Origin of the sequence: Coprococcus intestinalis (genome assembly GCF_023656595.1) — a bacterium.
Classification (GTDB): Bacteria; Bacillota; Clostridia; order Lachnospirales; family Lachnospiraceae; genus Coprococcus_A; species Coprococcus_A intestinihominis.
Window position 1 is genome coordinate 1 of sequence record NZ_JAMOKJ010000014.1, and the last position, 20,092, is coordinate 20,092.

Sequence of the window (20,092 nt, forward strand, 5' to 3'; positions counted from 1 at the left end):
ATTTTAACTCCGTTTTCAGGGATTTCATATATCTAAGTCATTATTTTTCTATTTTGTATAGAATTTAACCCTGCAAAGTAGAATTTACTTCTGCAAAGTAGAAGTTACTTTTGCAACTCACCTTTATATGCGTTTTTTGTTACCTGTATTAAATCTGACACGACACAAAGCGCTTCCATATTGTTAAGAAAACGTCACACCTCGGATCTCTGCTACTCTTATCAACCCATACCTCTTCATCCGTCAATTCTCATCATTCGCTAGATAAGGTGCTTTATTCCCCTTAATTCTCTCTGTCTTTCTCATTTATTATCAGCTATAATAGTGTGTAACAACGTAAAGGAGTCCTTAAAAGATATGAATATCAAAAAAAAATATTCTAAGAAGCGTCACCAATCCTACGCTTCTGCCCAGGCGCATGCTGTTATAAACGGTCTGATTGGTGTCATCGTCATTGCATTTATCAGCTTTTATTTCTTTCTGACACCATTGAATCCACAGTCCATTGCTTTCTGGCTGACACTGATCATTGCACTGTTTGTCTTTGCAGCTCTGAAATCACTGACTATTTGCAGTGCAGCTGCCGGGCGTATGCAGGATCAGGCTGCCGGTCAAAAAACCTGGAAAGATGTCTGCGGACATGAAGGCATTTTTTTCATCCTCCCACTCATTGCAATTATCGCATTGCTGTTAATTGCACTCAGCGGTTCACCTGTTTTTTCGTCACATAAATATGCCGCAATCCTCAATGTAGAGGATGCTGTCTTTTCTGATGATTTATCTGAATCTCTCGGCACAGACTCTATTGCCCTCATGGACACAGCCTCTGCAAGAATGCTCGGAGACAGAGAAATCGGTTCTTTATCTAATGTCGTCAGCCAGTTCAATGTTTCTGATGACTACACACAGATTGATTATAATGGGAAACCCGCCAAAGTCGCTGCACTCGATTATGCCGGTTTCTTTAAATGGATTGGAAATAAATCCGATGGCGTACCTGGCTATGTTACAGTTAATCCAGTGTCCATGTCGGCCTCCTATGTACAATGCAGCCAGCCGATGACGTATGTACCATCCGCTTATTTCCATGAGGATGCTGCAAGGTATATCCGTTTCCACTATCCGACGCTGCTCCTTGGTAATCTTCACTTTGAGATAGATGAGCAGGGACAGCCTTATTACGTGATGTCCGTTTACAAAAATACAATTTCTCTGTTCGGTGGTCAGACTGTCACGGGTGCGATTACGCTGAACCCATCAACCGGCGAGCTGACACACTATGCACTTTCAGTTGTTCCAAACTGGGTCGATGTTGTTGTGGACGGAGATCTTCTTTGCCGTCAATACAACTGGTCCGGTACGCTTAAGAACGGCTTCATGAACAGTCTGATTGGCAAAAAAGGTTGCAAACGGGTCACGACTTATGAAGCAGATGAAGATGATGAAAACGACGATGTCCCTGTTTCTGATTATGGTTATGTTTCCAAAAATGGCGATATATGGATCTATACAGGTGTCACATCCGTCAATGGTGACCGCTCCAATATTGGTTTCTTACTTGCCAACGAGCGAACGGGTGAAGCCCATTATTACAGTATCGCCGGTGCTGATGAAAAGTCAGCGATGGCAGCCGCCGAAGGTGAAGTGCAGGAGAAAGGTTATCAGGCCAGTTTCCCGTCCCTGATCAATGTAGAAGGCCATCCTACCTATATTATGGTCTTAAAGGACGCCAGCGGTCTTGTAAAGCTTTATGCCGCCGTTAATGTGGAACAATATAATATCGTTACAACCGCTTCCTCCCAGACTGAATGTCTGAACAGATACAAACAGCTTCTTGGCATAGAAAGTGGCAGTGCTGACAATAACAACAATCAGCCTGACAACAGTACCAGTACTGATAACGACGCTCCTAACAGCGTCACAGGCAGTAGCGACATCTCTGAACCAACTGTTGCAGATGCCGAAACCAATCTTACCATTACGGATATCAAATACATCGATATCAACGGTAACACTTACATCTATCTGATTAGCGAAAATGATACCCTTTATCGTGCAAAGGCAGCCTCCCACGAGGACATGCTGCTGTTGAAAAAAGGTGATAACGTTCACATTGCATACTCCGGCAAAGATATTGTCACATGCGAAAAACAGAACTGATCCACTGATTAAAACAAGCGATTGCTTCAAAATGACATGAAGCAGTCGCTTGTTTTATGGATACCTGTTCAATTTGATAGATACTTAATCTCCACCAGTGTCAATCCGTGTGCAGGCGCCGTTGGTCCCGCAGCCTTTCCCATCGGATGCTCTACCGCTTCCCTGACTTCCTCCGGTTCTTTCTGTTCCAGTCCGACCTTAATCAATACACCGGCGATAATACGCACCATATTGTACAGAAAGCCATTGCCGCTGACACGCAGTGTCACAATATCTCCTTCTTCAATCAGTTCAAGGGAATAGATAGTTCTTACAGTACTCAGCACCTTTGTCTTCTGTGAACAAAAGGATTTAAAATCATGTTCACCAACCAGATAAACACCGGCTTCACGCATCTTGTCCACGTTCAGCTTTTTCGGGACAAAATAACTGTATAAGCGCTCTTTCGGCAGCTGAGTCCGCCGATTAAGAATCCGGTATTCATATGTTTTCTCCACATCCGTATAGCGGGGATGAAAATCCAAAGGCACTTCCTCGGATTTCTGCACCACAATATCCTTTGGAAGACGCTGATTAATGGCCAGGGCATATTTCCAGTCAGGAATATTTTTGTCTGTGTCAAAAACCGCCACCTGTCCAAGGGCATGCACCCCGGAATCCGTCCGGCTGGCGCCTGTCACATCGGTTTTCTCCCCAAGAAGATTTTCTATGGCTTTTTGAAGTGTTGACTGTATAGAAACACCATTCGGCTGCACCTGCCATCCGCAGTAGTTTGTGCCGTCATAAGCCACCGTCAGTTTAATTCTATGCACAGTTACATCACTCCTCTCAGCACACAAATGGCAATCATATAAACAGCCATTAGCAAATAAGCCATCCGGTCTCTTTTCTCATAATGCAGCGGCTTCATCTTTGTACGGCCCTGTCCGCCGTGATAACAGCGTGCTTCCATGGCCATAGCCAGATCATTGGCGCGTCGGATTGCGGCGATAAAAAGCGGCACCAGAAGCGGTACAAGCCCTTTTGCTCTCTGAATCAGATTACCACTCTCAAAGTCTGCCCCTCTGGCCTGCTGTGCCTTCATGATTCTGTCCATTTCTTCCAGTAAAATCGGAATAAATCGAAGGGCAATAGACATCATCATCGCCACCTCATGTACCGGCACATGCACCCTGTTTAAACAGCCCAACCCTTTTTCAAGACCATCTGTCAGCTGGTTCGGTGTTGTGGTCAATGTCATCAGAGATGAGCCAATAATCAGATAACTCAGACGCATGACCATATAAAGACCTGTCTTTAATCCCTGTACAGTTGCATTCAAAAAACCGATCTTAAATAAACTGTCTCCCGGCGTCAGAAAAAGGCTGAAACAAAAGGTTAAGAGAATAATCATAAAAATGGATTTTAACCCTTTCAGCATAAAGCTCACCGGTACTTTTGACAGCGCAATCAAAGCTACCATCGCTGCCGTCACAATGATAAAAGCCGGAACACTGTGAATCAAAAAAACAGATATGACAAACAAAACCGTTCCAAGCAGTTTTACTCTCGGGTCCAGACGATGGATCACGGAAGACTGGGGATAATATTGTCCAATGGTTATGTCTCGTATCATTTCTCGCCGTCCTCCATTCTCGTCTTCCTCCATAAATTCAGAATTTCCTCTGCCGCATCGGATACAGTCAAGATATCTGTGGATAAGTCATAACCTTTTCCCGCAAGACTGTGCATAAGATAGGTCATCTTCGGCGCAGAAAGTCCCATTTTCTCTAATTCCTTATAACGACCAAAAATTTCATGCGGTAAGCCGTCCATGACCAGTTCTCCCTGATTCATTACAAGCAATCTCTCAGCGTATTCCGCCATATCCTCCATAGAATGCGAAGATAATATAACCGTCATCCCGGTTTCTCTGTATAAATGCACAATCGTATCCAGGATCTCTTTCCGACTTCCCGGGTCTAATCCAGCCGCCGGTTCATCAAGAATCAACACTTCCGGCTGCATCGCCAGAACACCTGCAATGGCCACACGGCGTTTCTGACCGCCTGATAATTCAAAAGGTGATAAGGTATATTGTTCTTCTTTGATGCCCACCAGCTGAAGCGCATCGATTGCCCGCATTCTGGACTCTTCCTGAGATAATCCCAGATTCTTCGGCCCAAAAGCCACATCCGTCAGTACATCAATCTCAAATAGCTGATATTCCGGATACTGAAAAACAATACCGACTTTCGAACGCAATTCCTTTTTCTTGTAACCATCCGCTGTGATGTCCTCATCGTGAAAATAAATTTTGCCGGAGGTTGGCCTGATTAATCCGTTCATATGCTGGATCAACGTTGACTTACCGGATCCGGTATGGCCGATCACCCCGATAAAGCTACCTGATTCAACAGCGAAACTAACATCTTTCAGAGCCTGTTTCTCAAAAGTGGTTCCGCCACTATATATATAATTAACATTCTCAAATCGAATCTGCGACATATCCCGTCCCCTTTCCTCCAGGCTGCAAAATCTGTTCTAATTCATGAATAAACTGTTCCTGGGTCAGAATACCGTCGGAAAAAGGCATCCCCTGCTGTTTCAGCTGCCAGGCTAACTCCGTGATCTGGGGAACATCCAGCTCCAATTTCTGAAGCTCCTCTACTCTGGAAAAAACCTCTTTTGGCGTGCCATCCATGGCAATCTGCCCCTGATCCATAACAAGTACACGATCTGCATCCACCGCCTCATCCATATGATGGGTGATCAGGATAACGGTTACTTTCTCTTCTTTATTTAGACGATGTACAGCCTCCAGAACCTCTCTTCGGCCTGACGGATCCAGCATAGCTGTTGCCTCATCCAATACCATACAGGAAGGCCTCATAGCCATAATGCCAGCAATAGCAATTCGCTGTTTCTGACCGCCTGACAATTTATTCGGCGAATGATACCGATAAGCTGCCATATCTACACTCTCCAGACTCTTTGCCACACGCTGCCATATTTCTTCCGTAGGCACGCCCATATTTTCAGGACCGAATGCCACATCCTCCTCCACAACACTGGCGATAATTTGATTATCCGGATTCTGAAAAACCATTCCTGCGGTCTTTCTTATCTCCAGCCATTCTCTTTGCTCTTTTGTGTCATGCCCGTTAATCCATACGGTTCCTTCTGTTGGCTGAAGCAATGCATTCAGATGTCTGGCAAGTGTTGATTTGCCTGAACCGTTATGTCCCAGTAAAACAACAAAACTTCCTGCCTCTATATCCACAGAAATATCCCGCAGAACTCTGTTCTTCGACTCAATATTGCCATTCTCATCCTTCTGCACATAATCGTGGATCAGATGCAGAGCCCGGATAATCTTTTCCATGTTTACTCCTCCTGTATAATCTCTGTCCTTTTCAGTCATTTGGCAATTCTTCATAAGCACCTCGAACAGTTGACGCCCTTTGCCCATACACCCCTATGCATGTAAAAAACTTCCAAATAACCAAAAAGAAAAGAGGCCCCGTAAGATATGCCTAAGCATATCTTACAACAGCCCCTTCAATATGTCTATCAGAATTTAAGTCAAACCGAATTAAACTAATTCGATGATAACTTCCATAGCTGCATCGCCTTTACGTTCACCGATCTTGACGATTCTTGTATAACCACCGTTACGTGTAGCATACTTCTCAGCTAATTCACCAAATAACTTATCCTGAAGATTGATTTCTTTTGTATTGGCTTTTCTCTTAGCAGCAGCTGCAGGAATGTCTTTTCTTGTGTAAAGAACCTTTGCCATCTGCTTTCTAGCATGTAAACGGGATGGTCTGTCTTTTTTGATTGTCTTTTCAACTGTATCAAAAACAACTTTGCCATCTTCTTTTACTCTCTTGCCATTAGCGTCCTTACGAACAACCTTAGCCTGAACAGTTACTTCATCAAAGTTATCTTTTTCTTTAACACCAAGTGCAATTAAGCCTTCGGCAATCTTTCTGATTTCTTTTGCTTTTGCTTCAGTAGTCTTAATCTTGCCGTAGCATAACAGATCAGTTACCTGATTTCTGAGCAAAGCTTTACGCTGACTGGAAGTTCTTCCAAGTTTTCTATAGCCTGCCATTGTATATCCTCCTTAAAAATCGATAAATTCTAACGGAGCGAATTATTCGTCACTCGGATTCAGCTGAAGTCCAAGTTCTTTCAGTTTGGCAAGAACTTCTTCAAGTGATTTACGTCCAAGATTTCTTACCTTCATCATATCTTCAGCTGTTCTGTTTGTTAACTCCTCAACCGTATTGATACCAGCACGTTTCAGGCAGTTATATGAACGAACGGATAATTCAAGCTCATCAATATTCATTTCAAGAACTTTTTCTTTCTCATTGTCTTCTTTTTCTACCATAACTTCTGCTGTCTTGGCATTTTCAGAAAGATCAATGAAAAGATTCAGATGATCGCTCAACACTTTGGCAGCAAGACTGACAGCCTCGTCTGGTCCAAGTGTACCATTTGTATAGACATCAAGAGTGAGTTTGTCATAATCTGTCACCTGACCTACACGTGTATTCTCAACAGTCATATTGACACGCTCAACAGGTGTATAGATAGAATCTACAGCAAGTACTCCGATTGGTAAATCATCGCTCTTATTCTTATCTGAGCTGACATAACCTCTGCCCTTTGTAATTGTAAGCTCCATGTAGAGTTTGCAATCAGCACCGCCACTTAATGTAGCGATCACCTGATCCGGATTCATGATTTCGATATCCTGATCAACCTGAATATCGGCCGCTGTAACGACGCCTTCGCCTTCGTATTCAATATAAGCTAATTTTGGCTCATTGGTCAGACTTGTATTCTTGATTGCCAGACTTTTGATGTTCATGATAATCTCAGTAACGTCTTCCTTAACGCCAGGAATTGCACTGAATTCATGGACAACACCGTCAATCTTTACATGACTGACAGCAGCACCTGGAAGAGAGGAAAGCATAATTCTTCTTAAGGAATTACCAAGAGTAATTCCGTAGCCTCTCTCTAAAGGCTCAACTACAAAACGTCCGTATTTGTTATCTTCTGATATCTCTGCAATCTCTATTTTCGGTTTTTCAAAATAAAACACTAAATTGGCCCTCCTTTATGGGTTTGAAACTAATTGAGGGTAGTCCATCAGCCTGTCAAACAAGCTAAAAATTATTATTTAGAATACAACTCAACGATAAGCATTTCGTCAACAGGAACATCAATCTGCTCTCTTAATGGAAGAGCTTTAACTTCACCTTTCAGGTTTTCCTGATCTGCTTCAAGCCATTCAGGAACCATTCTGCCGCCAGCCATCTCAAGGATGTCTTTATATCTCTGTGAAGTTTTGAATTTTTCTCTGATTTCAACAACATCGCCAGGTTTTACCTGATAAGAAGGAATATTAACAAGCTTGCCGTTTACGGAAACATGTTTGTGATCTACGATCTGTCTTGCTTCTTTACGTGTTCTTGCAAAACCAAGTCTGAAAATAATATTATCAAGACGGCATTCAAGCATAACCATCAGGTTTTCACCTGTCTGGCCTTTCATCTGGCTTGCTTTAGCAAAGTAGTTTCTGAAAGGTTTTTCCAGAACACCATAGATGAATTTAGCTTTCTGTTTTTCTCTTAACTGATTACCGTACTCGGATTTCTTTCTATTGCCTCTAATAGACTGTCTGTTGGACTTCTTATCTACACCAAGGTAGAGTGGGTCAAGTCCAAGGCTTCTACATCTTTTTAAAACTGGAACCATTTCTCTAGCCATATCTATTACACCCTCCTATTAGACTCTTCTGCGTTTTGGCGGACGGCATCCGTTATGAGGAACAGGTGTTACGTCTCTGATGCTTGTAACTTCAATACCGCATGCCTGTAATGCACGGATTGCGGCTTCACGACCTGAACCAGGACCCTTAACCATAACTTCTACTGACTTCAGACCATGAATAAGTGCAGCCTTTGCAGCTGTCTCTGCTGCCATCTGTGCAGCATAAGGAGTTGACTTACGGCTGCCTCTGAAGCCAAGACCACCAGCACTTGCCCATGATAAAGCATTGCCTTCTGTATCTGTAAGTGTAACAATTGTATTATTAAAAGATGACTGAATATGTGCCTGACCACGTTCAACGTTTTTTCTGACACGCTTCTTTGTAACTTTCTTTGTCACTTTCTTAGCCATTGATCATTAACCTCCTGAATTACTTCTTCTTGTTTGCTACTGTCTTCTTAGGACCCTTACGAGTTCTTGCGTTTGTCTTTGTCTTCTGACCACGAACTGGAAGACCTTTTCTGTGACGGATGCCTCTGTAGCAACCAATTTCCTGTAATCTCTTGATATTAATAGCGATCTCTCTACGAAGATCACCTTCGATTAAGATGCTGTCTGCATCGATTGCATCACGGATTTTACCAACTTCTTCATCTGTTAAGTCTCTAACACGAGTGTCTGGATTAACGCCAGCTTCCTTTAAAAGGCGATTTGAAGTTGCTCTACCGATACCATATACATAAGTAAGGCCGATTTCAATTCGTTTATCTCTTGGTAAGTCAACACCACTGATACGAGCCATGTAATTACACCTCCGATAGTTGTCCTAAACAGGGGCAAAACTGTAACACACATATTGCTATGTGTGGTGAAATGCTTACAGCGCCTCCCACTGTTCTTATTATTCATTCTTGTTCTTTATATTAGTAAATAATATCGTCATTTTGACGGTCATGACGATACGTGATCTGTTATGATCAATTATATATAATAGTGAGGCTTACACCCATCCAGGTGTATCCCACTGCAGCCGCATAACTTCGATTGCCCGGAATAAGGCAATTCTGTTACTACAGACAGAAATACAGAGTAAAATTAACCCTGTCTCTGTTTGTGTTTAGGATTTTCGCAGATAATTCTGACGCTTCCTTTTCTCTTGATAACCTTGCATTTCTCGCAGATAGGCTTTACAGAAGATCTTACCTTCATTATAAATCTCTCCTTTCATAGAATGTACATCCACATACGCAACCCCGTTCCTCTTAGAACGGTGGCCATGTACCGGCTGCTCATTCCATTTTAGAACGCTCACCGACTATTATATCATATGAAAATATAGAAATCAAGCAGTTTTTTTAATTTTACTTATCTCTCCAAATAATTCTACCCTTAGTCAGATCATATGGAGAAAGTTCAATCGTTACCTTATCTCCCGGTAAGATTTTAATAAAGTTCATTCTGAGCTTGCCGCTGATATGTGCCAGTACAACATGTTTGTTCTCAAGTTCAACTTTGAACATGGCATTTGGCAGTTTCTCAACAACTACGCCTTCAACTTCGATGACATCTGCTTTTGACATTTATTTGTCCTCCTGATTTTCTTTCCTGTTTTCAAAGGTTTGAATAATTTTTACTATATCTGCATCGGTAATCTCTGCATCCATACGGATGTTAATCTTCTGCAGGTGCAGAGGATTTTTTCTTTTGGGTTTTGAAACCGTCCACTTTGTACCATCTGCAGCATCAAGATTCCTGTCCCCGACTGCTGTGACAATATAAAGTCTGTTCTGATCTCTTCCCTGTCTGGATCTCACCAGCTGACCAATCGGATATTTATCTGATAACGCTTTCTTCTTCATCATCATCACCCTTTACCTAAGAGTTAATATCTCACAGCCATCTTTTGTTACAAGAATTGTATTCTCATAATGTGCAGATAAGGATCCGTCATCTGTTACAACCGTCCAGTCATCATCTTCATAGGCAACTTCCCATGTACCGGCATTCACCATTGGTTCAATGGCCAATGTCATACCTGCCATTAAACGGATACCTCTTCCTTTTGTACGGAAATTCGGTATCTCCGGATCTTCATGGAGATGTGTGCCAATGCCATGACCTACAAGGTCACGAACAACTGAAAAGCCGTTTCCTTCAACATAATCCTGAATAGCAGCGGAAATCTCATGTAGATGATTCCCTTCTTTAGCAAAACTGATACCTTTAAAAAAGCTTTCCCTGGTTACATCAATGAGTCTCTGTGCTTCTGCACTGATCTCTCCGACTCCCCATGTTCTGGCTGCATCTGAATGATAGCCTTTGTAAATGAGCCCTGCATCCAGACTGACGATATCTCCTTCTTTCAGGACTCTCTTATCAGTAGGGATTCCGTGAACAACTTCATCATTGATGGATACACAGATAGAAGCAGGGAATCCATTATAATTCTTGAAATTCGGTACGCAACCGAAATCACGGATAATCTCTTCTCCTAATCTGTCTATATCAAGTGTTGTCATTCCCGGCTTTAATGCTTTGTGCAGTTCCTCATGGGTAATGGCCAGCAATCTTCCCGCTTCACGCATAAGTGCAATCTGCTTCTCAGACTTTACTGTTACTGCCATATTATTCTCCCAGAATCTTCATGATATCATCGAAGACTTTGTCCATTGACTGTGTACCGTCTACTTCAACCAGTACTTTTCTTTCTGTATAGAAGTCAATCAATGGCTGTGTCTGAGTATGATAAACATCCAGACGTTTCTTAACTGTTTCCGGTTTGTCATCATCTCTGAGAATGAGCGATTCACCGCACACATCACATTTGCCTTCAACCTTTGTAGGATTGAACAGCACATGATAAGTTGCTCCACATCCAACACAAGCACGGCGACCGGACATTCTATTGATTATATTCTCATCTGGAACGTCGATATCAATCGCATAATCCAGCTTTTGTTCAATAGCATTAAGGGCATTTTCCAGTGCTTCCGCCTGAGGAATTGTTCTTGGGAAACCATCCAGAATATAGCCTTTTTCACAGTCAGCTTGTTGAATTCTATCAACGACGAGATCGCAGACCAGTTCGTCCGGTACAAGAAGGCCCTTATCCATGTATTCTTTGGCTTTTGCGCCCAGTTCTGTACCATTCTTAATGTTGGCTCTGAAGATATCTCCGGTTGATATATGTGGGATTCCGCATTTTTCGGCAATCATTTTAGCCTGAGTACCCTTACCGGCACCCGGTGCTCCAAGCATAATTATTTTCATAATTATCCTCCAATCATATGTCCAACAATTGATTAATAGTAACTTTATAACAGCAAGTATTCAGCCTTCGATAAATCGAACGCTGAATCTTTGCATTGTTATACAACTTTTGTAAAATCGAACTTACTTGCTGAAAATACCAGTCAAGTGTCTCTGTTCAACTTTTGAATCGATCTGTCTGATTGTTTCGATAATAACACCAACAATAATGATCAATGATGTACCACCAAAGGATACATCGGCACCGAATAAACCTGAAAATACAATAGGTACCAGTGCAACAATCAGAAGACCAACAGCGCCGATGACAATGGTGCTGTTTGATACAGACTGCAGATATTCTGCTGTCTGTTTGCCAGGTCTGTGACCCGGAATAAAACTGCCTCTTTCCTTTAGACGTTCCGATACTTCAACAGGGTTGAATGTAATGGATGTATAGAAATAAGCAAAAGCAACAACCAGTACAATATAGATGATAACACCAATACTGTAAACCGGCGCCGACATATTGAACCAGTTATTCTGATTCAGAACTTTGATAATCTCACCTAAAATACCACTTGGTGTCTTACCAGCAAATGTTGTGATCAGACTCGGCAGTGACATTAATGAACCGGCAAAGATAACAGGGATAACGTTTGCTGAATTCACTTTGAAAGGAATATAATCGCCAACGCTTCCCACGCTGCGTCTGCCCTGAACCTTTGATGAGTTCTGTACAGGAATCTTGATATAAGCGTCCTGAAGATAAACAACAAAGACAAACATGAACAGAATAACAGCAACAATAATGATGAGAGCAAGACCCGCTTTCACGATGTTCTTACCACTCATGAATGTATCATACAGTGTTTTGAAATCCTGCGGCAGTCTTGAAATGATGTTGAATAAAAGGATCATGGAGACACCATTGCCGACGCCATGTTTAGTGATCTCTTCACCGAGATAAATCAGTACGCAAGCACCTGTAACAAGTGCAACGACTACAATAACCAGGCCCAGTGCATTCTTAGATGCCAGATATCCACCACGGTAGAATCCGATACCCATAGCAAGAGACTGGATGGCAGCTAATACAATAGAAAGATAGAAAGTATACTCTTTCATCTTCTCACGTCCATCCTGATCCTTCTGCATCTCTTCGAGAGAAGGAATAATGATGGTCATCAGCTGCATAATGATTGATGATGTGATGTAAGGTGTAATACTCAGTGCAAATACTGACATCTGGCTGAATGAACCACCTGTCATCATATCAAAAAGATCCATTGCTCCATTTGACTGGTTGCCAAACCATGAAGCAAAGACATCCCGGCTTACGCCAGGAATTGGTATCTGAGCACCAAACCTGACGACAACCAAAATCAAAAATGTAAATAAAAGTCTTTTCTGAATCTCAGGGACCTTTAATATATTTTTGAGACTTGCACCATTTGAATTGGTATTAGCCATTAGATCACCTCTGTAGTTCCACCAAGAGCCTGAATCTTTTCTGCAGCACTCGCACTGAATGCGTTTGCTTTAACTGTTAATTTCTTCGTAAGCTCACCGTTGCCAAGGATCTTAACGCCATCTTTAGGGTTTTTGATAACGCCGTTTTCAACTAATGTTTCGATTGTAACAACAGCACCATCTTCGAATCTGTTTAATTCTGTGATATTGATGCTTACGATATCTTTTGTATTTCTGTTTGTGAAGCCTCTCTTAGGAAGTCTTCTGTATAAAGGCATCTGGCCACCTTCAAAACCTGGTCTTGGAGCGCCGGAACGTGCCTTCTGACCTTTGTGACCCTTACCTGCTGTTTTGCCATTGCCTGAACCATGACCACGGCCTACTCTGAAGTTAGCGCTGTGTGTGGAACCTGCAGCTGGTTTTAATTCTGATAAGTTCATTACGTGCACCTCCTTGCAATCTGAATTAGATTTCTTCTACTTTTACTAAATGCTTAACCTGTGCAACCATGCCTCTAGTTGCTGCATTATCTGGTAATTCAACTGTTTTATTCAGCTTCTTAAGACCAAGAGCTTCAACAGTCTTTTTATGTTTAGGAATTGCACCAATTGTAGATTTAACTAAAGTAATCTTTAATTTCTCTGCCATTACAAACGCCTCCTTAACCTAAAATCTCTTCGATGGATTTGCCGCGCTTCTTAGCAACTTCTTCTGGAGTTACAAGATTGCTGAGACCCTCGATTGTAGCAAGAACAACGTTCTGTTTGTTGTTGGAACCAAGAGATTTTGTACGGATGTTCTTGTAGCCGGCAAGTTCCAGCACGTTACGTGCAGGACCACCTGCGATGATACCAGTACCCTGAGGAGCTCTCTTCAGGAGAACGGAAGCACCACCGAACTTTCCTAAATTATCATGTGTAATACTTAAGTTCTCATCAAGTGGAACTTCGATTAATTTCTTGATTGCATCTTCTTTTCCTTTGCGGATTGCTTCAGGAATTTCAGTTGCTTTACCTAAACCAGCGCCAACATGTCCATTGCCGTCACCGACAACTACTAAAGCTGCAAATCTCATGTTACGTCCACCTTTTACAACTTTAGTTACACGTTTAATTGACACTACTTTTTCTGTTAATTCTAATTGACTAGCATCAATAATTGTACGTTTCATGTGTTCTCCTCCCTGTGCTAGAATTTAAGACCAGCTTCTCTAGCTGCATCAGCTAAAGCCTGAATCTTACCCTGATAAATAAATCCGCCTCTATCGAAGACAACTTCTGTAATACCTTTTTCAAGAGCCTTTTTAGCAACAGCAGTACCTACAGCTGCAGCAGCTGCAACATTGTCTGTATACTGTAATTCGTCTTTGATTGCCTTTTCCATTGTGGAAGCAGCTACAAGTGTATTACCAACAGTATCGTCGATAATCTGAGCGTATATATGATTATTACTTCTAAACACAGATAAACGTGGGCGCTGTGCAGTGCCTACTAAATGATGACGCAGTCTTCTATGTTTTTTAACACGAATCTCACTTCTGGATTGTTTGTTAACCATTCTATTCACTCTCCTTTAATTATTTCTTACCAGTCTTACCAACCTTACGTCTGATTACTTCATCAGCATACTTGATACCTTTGCCCTTATATGGTTCAGGTCTTCTCTTGTCTCTGATTTCAGCAGCGTACTGGCCAACTTTTTCTTTGTCGATACCTGATACAATGATAATGTTCTGACCTTCAAGAGTTGTTGTAACACCTTCCGGATCAGTCATTTCTACAGGATGTGAATAACCTAATGATAATACAAGAGTCTTACCCTGTTTCTGAGCTCTGTAACCTACACCGTTTACTTCAAGTTTCTTTGTGTAACCTTCAGTAACACCAACAACCATGTTGTGGATCAGTGTTCTGGTTAATCCGTGTAATGATTTCATCTTCTTTAAATCGTTTGGTCTTGTAACTACAACGTGACCATCTTCGATTTTAATCTCCATTTCAGGTGCTAAAGCTCTAACAAGAGTTCCTTTAGGACCTTTTACAGTCACATTATTATTTTCTGCTATCTCAACAGTAACGCCTGCAGGAATAGCGATTGGCATTCTTCCGATTCGTGACATGCCCGTACCTCCTTACTTAAATTGCAGGAGCATTCCGCTCCGTTTTCAGTAGATTTGTAAATTTGACTTATATATTATACTAGAATATAATATCGATTTCAAGCTTTAAGCGATTCTTAAAGCAAATTGCATTGCACACAGGCCGAATAAGCAGTTTTGCTTATCCGCATCCCTTTGCCCTATGCTCTGCTATTTTATAAATTACCAAACAAATGCTAAAACTTCGCCGCCAACGTTCATGGCTCTTGCTTCTTTATCTGTAACGATACCTTTGTTTGTTGAAATAATAGCGATACCTAAACCGCCAAGTACCTTAGGCATATTTTCTACACCTGCGTACACACGAAGACCAGGTTTGGAGATTCTCTTAAGTCCAGAGATAACCTTCTGGTTCTTATCAGCACCATATTTCAGTGTGATCTTAATTGTTTTAACAACGCCGTCTTCTACGATTTCGTATGCTTTGATATAACCTTCATCTAAAAGGATTCTTGCGATCTCTGTTTTGATCTTTGATGCAGGAACATCAACTGTATCATGTTTTGCAGTGTTCGCATTACGGATTCTTGTCAGCATATCTGCGATTGGATCTGTCATTCTAAGGTTCCTCCCTTCCTAATCTTACCAGCTTGCTTTCTTAACACCCGGAATTTCGCCCTTGTAAGCTAATTCACGGAAACAAATTCTGCAGATACCATACTTTCTTAAGTAAGCGTGTGGACGTCCGCAAATTCTGCAACGATTGTATTCTCTTGAGGAGAATTTAGGTTTGCGCTGCTGTTTGATTTTCATTGCTGTCTTAGCCATGAAACACTACCTCCTTATTTTACGTATGGCATACCGAATAAACGGATTAATTCACGAGCTTCTTCATCAGTGTTGGCTGTTGTAACGAAGATAACATCCATACCTCTGACTTTGTCTACCTTATCGTATTCGATTTCAGGGAAGATCAGCTGCTCTTTGATACCAAGGGCATAGTTACCTCTGCCATCGAAGGAGTTTGCGCTGACACCTCTGAAGTCACGTACTCGTGGCAGTGCCAGGTTGATCAGACGATCTGCGAAATCATACATTTTTTCGCCTCTTAATGTTACTTTACAACCGATTGGAAGGCCTTCTCTGATCTTGAAGTTAGCGATAGATTTTTTAGCCTTTGTGACAACAGCTTTCTGACCTGCGATGATCTCAAGATCTTTAACTGCTGAATCCAATACTTTGGAGTTGTCTTTTGCTTCGCCAACGCCCATGTTGATAACAATCTTATTGAGCTTTGGAACCTGCATGATATTCTTATAACCAAACTTTTCGATCATTGCTGGAACGATCTCATTGTTGTATTTTTCCTGTAATCTGTTCACCGTCATGTCCTCCTTTCGTCAATTAATCAATTACTACTGCAGCCTGATCTTTAACCTTTGCTGCACGAACTTTTTTACCGTCAACGATCTGATACTGAATTCTTGCCGGCTTACCATTGTAAAGGTACATAACGTTTGAAGCATCGATAGGACCTTCTGTATGGATGATACCGCCCTGCTGATTAGCCATAGAAGGTTTTGTATGTTTGGTGATCATGTTAAGACCTTCAACGTATACAACGCCTTTTTTATGGTTGATAGCAATAATTTTACCGGACTTGCCTTTATCTTTACCAGCGATAATCTGTACCATATCGCCTTTTTTAATTCTCATTGTTGCTGACACGGTCGCCACCTCCTTACAGAACTTCTGGTGCCAGTGAAACGATCTTCATGAACTGTTTTTCACGTAACTCTCTTGCTACTGGTCCAAAGATACGTGTACCTCTTGGATTTCCGTCATCTTTGATGATAACAGCAGCATTTTCGTCGAATCTGATATATGAACCATCTTTACGGCGAGCGCCCTTAACTGTACGAACAACAACAGCTTTTACAACATCGCCTTTTTTAACAACTCCGCCTGGTGTTGCATCTTTAACAGTAGCAACAATCACATCACCAATGTTGGCATATCTTCTTGTTGAACCACCCATAACACGGATACAGAGCAGTTCTTTTGCGCCTGTATTATCAGCAACACGAAGTCTTGTCTCCTGTTGAATCATGACTTTACCTCCTGAATTCTACTGAACTAATTATTTAGCTTTTTCGACAATTTCAACAAGTCTCCATCTCTTATCTTTAGATAAAGGTCTTGTTTCCATTACTTTAACTCTGTCACCGATGTTGCATTCGTTGTTTTCATCGTGAGCTTTTAATTTGTATGTTCTATCTACGATCTTCTTGTACAGAGGATGTTTTACACGGTCTTCAATGGCAACAACAATTGTTTTGTCCATTTTGTTGCTGACAACTCTACCTACTCTTGTCTTTCTAAGATTTCTTTCTTCCACGACAATAGTCTCCTTTCTCCGCCAAATTATTCAGCAGCGTTAGCCTTTTCAGTGATCACTGTCTGAATTCTGGCAATATTTTTGCGAACTTCTTTGATTCTGCTTGTATTCTCTAACTGGTTAGTAGCATTCTGGAATCTCAGATTGAAGAGTTCCTTCTTAGCTTCTACTAAAGCCTGAGCTAATTCGTCAACAGACTTTGTATTTAAATCTTTTACATATTCATTAGTTTTCACTGTTATCACCGCCTTCTAAATCTGCGCGAGAAACGATTTTGCATTTAACAGGGAGCTTATGAGTAGCCAGACGAAGAGCTTCTTTAGCAACTTCTTCAGGAACGCCTGCGATTTCGAACATTACGCGACCTGGCTTAACAACTGCTACCCAGTATTCCAGTGTACCTTTACCGGAACCCATACGTGTTTCAGCTGGTTTTGTAGTTACAGGTTTATCAGGGAAAATTTTAATCCAAACTTTACCACCACGTTTGATGTAACGTGTCATGGCAACACGGGCTGCCTCGATCTGGTTGGATTTGATCCAAGCAGGTTCCATTGCAACGATACCGTATTCACCATAAGAAATTTTATTACCACGCTGTGCTTTTCCGGCCATAGAGCCACGGAACTGCTTACGACGTTTTACTCTTTTTGGCATTAACATTATTTATCGCTCCCTTCCTTATTGCCCTTTACTGGAAGAACTTCGCCATGGTAGATCCATGTCTTAACACCAACTTTACCGTAAGTTGTGTTAGCTTCTGCGAAGCCATAATCGATGTCTGCTCTTAATGTCTGAAGTGGAATAGTACCTTCGCTGTAGAACTCTGTACGAGCCATATCAGCACCGCCAAGACGACCGCTTACGCTTGTCTTAATACCTTTAACGCCGCCTCTTGAACGCATTGTCTTCTGCATGGAAGATTTCATTGCACGTCTGAAAGAGATACGGTTTTCAAGCTGTGCAGCAATGTTTTCTGCAACGAGCTGAGCGTCACATTCAGGCAGTTTAACTTCTTTGATATCAATTAAAAGCTTTTTGTTTGTGAACTGTTTCAGTTCTGCTTTAACTTTTTCGATTTCAGAACCCTGACGTCCGATAACAACGCCCGGTTTAGCTGTATATACGATTACTTTTACTCTGTCAGATGCTCTTTCGATTTCAATCTTAGAAACACCGGCACTGTATAATCTCTTCTTCAGGTATGTTCTGATCTTGTGGTCTTCGATCAGGTTGTCAGCAAAATCAGCATCAGCATACCATCTGGAATTCCAATCCTTAATAACACCGACTCTGAGGCCGTGAGGATTAACTTTCTGTCCCATTGCTTACTTCCTCCTTATCTTTCATTCAGCACGATTGTGATATGGCTCATTCTCTTTTCGATTCTGTAAGCTCTGCCCTGTGCTCTAGGCTGTACTCTCTTCATGATTGGGCCATTGCTTGCGTAGCACTCTTCGATAAAGAGTTTGCTTCTGTCCATACCGTTGTTGTTTTCTGCGTTTGCAATTGCTGATTTTAATAATTTATCGATAACTGTTGAAGCATATCTTGGGTTGTATGCTAAAATTGCTAATGCTGTTTCTACATCCTTGCCTCTGATTGCGTCAAGAACGAAACAAGCTTTCTGAACAGGAATTCTTGCAAAAGACAGCTTTGCGCTTGGTCTTGTATCCTTATTGCTGTTTCTTTCTCTCTTGATCTGGGATCTATGTCCTTTAGCCATGGATGAAAGCCTCCTTTCAAACTATAATCTTAACGTCTTGATTTCTTTTCGTCTTTACCATGTCCTCTGTATGTTCTTGTTGCTACAAATTCACCTAATTTGTGACCAACCATATCTTCTGTGATATATACTGGAACATGTTTTCTGCCATCGTGTACTGCGATTGTATGTGAAACCATCTGTGGGAAAATAGTTGAACGGCGTGACCATGTCTTGATAACTGACTTATCGCCTGCTGCGTTCATAGCGTCTACTTTTTTAAGTAAGCTCTCATCTGCAAATGGTCCTTTTTTAAGTGATCTGGCCATAATCTAACCTCCTTATTTAATCATGCTTCCGTCGCGTCTTCTTACGATCATCTTGTTAGAATGTTTATTCTTCTTACGAGTCTTATAACCCAGAGCTGGTTTACCCCATGGAGTCATAGGACCAGAACGACCGATAGGCGCACGACCTTCACCACCACCATGTGGATGGTCATTAGGGTTCATTACGGAACCACGAACAGTAGGTCTGATACCCATGTGACGCTTACGTCCTGCTTTACCGATGTTGATCAGTTCGTGATCAATGTTGCCAACCTGTCCAACAGTAGCTCTTGCCTGGATAGGAACAAGTCTCATTTCACCTGATGGCAGTCTTAATGTAGCGTATTTGCCTTCTTTAGCCATCAGCTGAGCAGCGTTACCAGCGGAACGAACAAGCTGTCCGCCCTTACCTGGGTGAAGCTCAACGTTGTGTACCATTGTACCTACAGGAATCTGAGCCAGTGGTAAGCAGTTACCAAGCTTGATTTCTGCTTCAGGTCCGTTCATAAGAACTGCGCCAACCTGTAAGCCGTTAGGAGCGATGATATATGCTTTCTGACCATCTGCATAGCAGATCAGAGCGATATTTGCTGTTCTGTTTGGATCGTATTCGATAGATTTAACAGTTGCAGGAATACCATCTTTATATCTCTTAAAATCAATGATTCTGTATTTTCTCTTAGCACCGCCGCCGCGATGTCTTACTGTAATTTTACCCTGAGCATTACGACCAGCTTTGCTGTTCTTGGATACTGTAAGGGACTTCTCTGGTGTTGACTTTGTGATCTCAGAGAAATCGGAACCGGTCATATGTCTTCTGGAAGGTGTATATGGGTTATATGTTCTGATACCCATTTCGTTCACTCCTTTCAAGTGTCTGATTTATTGTCATGCTTATTTGCATATAA

Annotated in this window: 33 protein-coding genes; 1 reads left to right on the forward strand and 32 read right to left on the reverse strand. The window is 41.7% G+C overall.

Annotation, left to right across the window (positions count from 1 at the left end; genetic code table 11):
* The first annotated feature begins 357 nt into the window (after positions 1-357).
* The gene (locus NBH03_RS10760) at positions 358-2,160 is read left to right on the forward strand and encodes an ABC-2 transporter permease (protein WP_250799594.1); all 1,803 of its coding nucleotides are present in this window, start codon (positions 358-360) and stop codon (positions 2,158-2,160) included.
* A 68-nt stretch (positions 2,161-2,228) separates the two neighbouring features.
* Here the strand turns inward: NBH03_RS10760 and truA are convergent, their stop codons facing one another.
* The 32 genes from truA to rplB all read right to left on the reverse strand — a co-directional run bounded on the left by truA (position 2,229) and on the right by rplB (position 20,039).
* Positions 2,229-2,972 (reverse strand): tRNA pseudouridine(38-40) synthase TruA, encoded by a 744-nt coding sequence (truA, locus tag NBH03_RS10765; protein WP_227082000.1) that lies wholly within the window; start codon positions 2,970-2,972, stop codon positions 2,229-2,231.
* A 2-nt stretch (positions 2,973-2,974) separates the two neighbouring features.
* Positions 2,975-3,775, reverse strand: coding sequence for an energy-coupling factor transporter transmembrane component T family protein (locus NBH03_RS10770; RefSeq protein ID WP_215690603.1), 801 nt, complete (start codon positions 3,773-3,775; stop codon positions 2,975-2,977).
* Positions 3,772-4,647, reverse strand: coding sequence for an energy-coupling factor transporter ATPase (locus NBH03_RS10775; protein WP_250799595.1), 876 nt, complete (start codon positions 4,645-4,647; stop codon positions 3,772-3,774). The genes NBH03_RS10770 and NBH03_RS10775 overlap by 4 nt, the downstream gene beginning before the upstream one ends.
* On the reverse strand, positions 4,628-5,524 hold the full coding sequence (locus NBH03_RS10780) for an energy-coupling factor transporter ATPase (RefSeq protein ID WP_250799596.1): 897 nt from the start codon (positions 5,522-5,524) through the stop codon (positions 4,628-4,630). The genes NBH03_RS10775 and NBH03_RS10780 overlap by 20 nt, the downstream gene beginning before the upstream one ends.
* A 210-nt stretch (positions 5,525-5,734) precedes the next feature.
* Positions 5,735-6,259: a bL17 family ribosomal protein gene (locus NBH03_RS10785; protein ID WP_015513735.1), complete on the reverse strand. Its 525-nt coding sequence runs from the start codon at positions 6,257-6,259 to the stop codon at positions 5,735-5,737.
* A gap of 42 nt (positions 6,260-6,301) precedes the next feature.
* Positions 6,302-7,261 (reverse strand): DNA-directed RNA polymerase subunit alpha, encoded by a 960-nt coding sequence (locus tag NBH03_RS10790; RefSeq protein ID WP_117527658.1) that lies wholly within the window; start codon positions 7,259-7,261, stop codon positions 6,302-6,304.
* A 74-nt stretch (positions 7,262-7,335) separates the two neighbouring features.
* Entirely contained in the window at positions 7,336-7,929 is a 594-nt protein-coding gene (gene rpsD / locus NBH03_RS10795) for a 30S ribosomal protein S4 (RefSeq protein WP_015513736.1), read from the reverse strand.
* Positions 7,930-7,947: 18 nt separating this feature from the next.
* The gene (gene rpsK, locus NBH03_RS10800; RefSeq protein WP_015513737.1) at positions 7,948-8,343 is read right to left on the reverse strand and encodes a 30S ribosomal protein S11; all 396 of its coding nucleotides are present in this window, start codon (positions 8,341-8,343) and stop codon (positions 7,948-7,950) included.
* 19 nt (positions 8,344-8,362) lie between these two features.
* The gene (gene rpsM, locus NBH03_RS10805; RefSeq protein WP_015513738.1) at positions 8,363-8,734 is read right to left on the reverse strand and encodes a 30S ribosomal protein S13; all 372 of its coding nucleotides are present in this window, start codon (positions 8,732-8,734) and stop codon (positions 8,363-8,365) included.
* 293 nt (positions 8,735-9,027) lie between these two features.
* On the reverse strand, positions 9,028-9,141 hold the full coding sequence (gene rpmJ, locus NBH03_RS10810) for a 50S ribosomal protein L36 (protein WP_005339020.1): 114 nt from the start codon (positions 9,139-9,141) through the stop codon (positions 9,028-9,030).
* Between the two features lie 152 nt (positions 9,142-9,293).
* Positions 9,294-9,512: a translation initiation factor IF-1 gene (infA, locus tag NBH03_RS10815; RefSeq protein WP_015513739.1), complete on the reverse strand. Its 219-nt coding sequence runs from the start codon at positions 9,510-9,512 to the stop codon at positions 9,294-9,296.
* A complete protein-coding gene (locus tag NBH03_RS10820; RefSeq protein ID WP_147322305.1) occupies positions 9,513-9,797 on the reverse strand; it encodes a KOW domain-containing RNA-binding protein in 285 nt (94 codons plus the stop codon).
* 6 nt (positions 9,798-9,803) lie between these two features.
* Positions 9,804-10,556: a type I methionyl aminopeptidase gene (gene map, locus NBH03_RS10825; RefSeq protein WP_015513741.1), complete on the reverse strand. Its 753-nt coding sequence runs from the start codon at positions 10,554-10,556 to the stop codon at positions 9,804-9,806.
* A 1-nt stretch (position 10,557) separates the two neighbouring features.
* Entirely contained in the window at positions 10,558-11,202 is a 645-nt protein-coding gene (locus NBH03_RS10830) for an adenylate kinase (RefSeq protein ID WP_015513742.1), read from the reverse strand.
* 123 nt (positions 11,203-11,325) lie between these two features.
* Positions 11,326-12,654: a preprotein translocase subunit SecY gene (gene secY / locus NBH03_RS10835; protein ID WP_227082003.1), complete on the reverse strand. Its 1,329-nt coding sequence runs from the start codon at positions 12,652-12,654 to the stop codon at positions 11,326-11,328.
* Positions 12,654-13,094: a 50S ribosomal protein L15 gene (gene rplO, locus NBH03_RS10840; RefSeq protein ID WP_215690607.1), complete on the reverse strand. Its 441-nt coding sequence runs from the start codon at positions 13,092-13,094 to the stop codon at positions 12,654-12,656. Before rplO ends, secY begins: the two co-directional genes overlap by 1 nt.
* Positions 13,095-13,119: 25 nt before the next feature.
* Positions 13,120-13,302: a 50S ribosomal protein L30 gene (rpmD, locus tag NBH03_RS10845; RefSeq protein WP_015513745.1), complete on the reverse strand. Its 183-nt coding sequence runs from the start codon at positions 13,300-13,302 to the stop codon at positions 13,120-13,122.
* Between the two features lie 13 nt (positions 13,303-13,315).
* Positions 13,316-13,825, reverse strand: a complete 510-nt coding sequence (gene rpsE / locus NBH03_RS10850) for a 30S ribosomal protein S5 (protein ID WP_015513746.1) — start codon at positions 13,823-13,825, stop codon at positions 13,316-13,318.
* Between the two features lie 17 nt (positions 13,826-13,842).
* Entirely contained in the window at positions 13,843-14,211 is a 369-nt protein-coding gene (rplR, locus tag NBH03_RS10855) for a 50S ribosomal protein L18 (protein WP_015513747.1), read from the reverse strand.
* Between the two features lie 19 nt (positions 14,212-14,230).
* A complete protein-coding gene (gene rplF / locus NBH03_RS10860; protein ID WP_015513748.1) occupies positions 14,231-14,773 on the reverse strand; it encodes a 50S ribosomal protein L6 in 543 nt (180 codons plus the stop codon).
* A gap of 201 nt (positions 14,774-14,974) precedes the next feature.
* Positions 14,975-15,370: a 30S ribosomal protein S8 gene (rpsH, locus tag NBH03_RS10865; protein ID WP_117527654.1), complete on the reverse strand. Its 396-nt coding sequence runs from the start codon at positions 15,368-15,370 to the stop codon at positions 14,975-14,977.
* 24 nt (positions 15,371-15,394) lie between these two features.
* Complete coding sequence (locus NBH03_RS10870; RefSeq protein WP_015513750.1) at positions 15,395-15,580, reverse strand: type Z 30S ribosomal protein S14; 186 nt, start codon at positions 15,578-15,580, stop codon at positions 15,395-15,397.
* A 14-nt stretch (positions 15,581-15,594) separates the two neighbouring features.
* Positions 15,595-16,134 carry a 50S ribosomal protein L5 gene (gene rplE, locus NBH03_RS10875; RefSeq protein WP_117540819.1) on the reverse strand — a complete coding sequence of 180 codons (540 nt, stop codon included), beginning with the start codon at positions 16,132-16,134 and terminating at the stop codon, positions 15,595-15,597.
* Between the two features lie 22 nt (positions 16,135-16,156).
* Positions 16,157-16,468, reverse strand: coding sequence for a 50S ribosomal protein L24 (gene rplX, locus NBH03_RS10880; RefSeq protein WP_117527670.1), 312 nt, complete (start codon positions 16,466-16,468; stop codon positions 16,157-16,159).
* A gap of 25 nt (positions 16,469-16,493) precedes the next feature.
* On the reverse strand, positions 16,494-16,862 hold the full coding sequence (rplN, locus tag NBH03_RS10885) for a 50S ribosomal protein L14 (protein ID WP_015513752.1): 369 nt from the start codon (positions 16,860-16,862) through the stop codon (positions 16,494-16,496).
* A 30-nt stretch (positions 16,863-16,892) separates the two neighbouring features.
* Positions 16,893-17,150, reverse strand: a complete 258-nt coding sequence (gene rpsQ / locus NBH03_RS10890) for a 30S ribosomal protein S17 (RefSeq protein ID WP_117540821.1) — start codon at positions 17,148-17,150, stop codon at positions 16,893-16,895.
* A 26-nt stretch (positions 17,151-17,176) separates the two neighbouring features.
* Complete coding sequence (gene rpmC / locus NBH03_RS10895) at positions 17,177-17,386, reverse strand: 50S ribosomal protein L29 (protein WP_117527649.1); 210 nt, start codon at positions 17,384-17,386, stop codon at positions 17,177-17,179.
* Positions 17,376-17,813, reverse strand: coding sequence for a 50S ribosomal protein L16 (gene rplP / locus NBH03_RS10900; RefSeq protein WP_015513753.1), 438 nt, complete (start codon positions 17,811-17,813; stop codon positions 17,376-17,378). The genes rpmC and rplP overlap by 11 nt, the downstream gene beginning before the upstream one ends.
* Positions 17,813-18,475: a 30S ribosomal protein S3 gene (gene rpsC, locus NBH03_RS10905; protein ID WP_015513754.1), complete on the reverse strand. Its 663-nt coding sequence runs from the start codon at positions 18,473-18,475 to the stop codon at positions 17,813-17,815. The genes rplP and rpsC overlap by 1 nt, the downstream gene beginning before the upstream one ends.
* A 14-nt stretch (positions 18,476-18,489) precedes the next feature.
* Positions 18,490-18,876 carry a 50S ribosomal protein L22 gene (gene rplV / locus NBH03_RS10910; RefSeq protein WP_015513755.1) on the reverse strand — a complete coding sequence of 129 codons (387 nt, stop codon included), beginning with the start codon at positions 18,874-18,876 and terminating at the stop codon, positions 18,490-18,492.
* Between the two features lie 29 nt (positions 18,877-18,905).
* Positions 18,906-19,184 carry a 30S ribosomal protein S19 gene (gene rpsS / locus NBH03_RS10915; RefSeq protein WP_015513756.1) on the reverse strand — a complete coding sequence of 93 codons (279 nt, stop codon included), beginning with the start codon at positions 19,182-19,184 and terminating at the stop codon, positions 18,906-18,908.
* A 12-nt stretch (positions 19,185-19,196) separates the two neighbouring features.
* The gene (gene rplB / locus NBH03_RS10920) at positions 19,197-20,039 is read right to left on the reverse strand and encodes a 50S ribosomal protein L2 (protein WP_117540823.1); all 843 of its coding nucleotides are present in this window, start codon (positions 20,037-20,039) and stop codon (positions 19,197-19,199) included.
* Between the last annotated feature and the right edge of the window lie 53 nt (positions 20,040-20,092).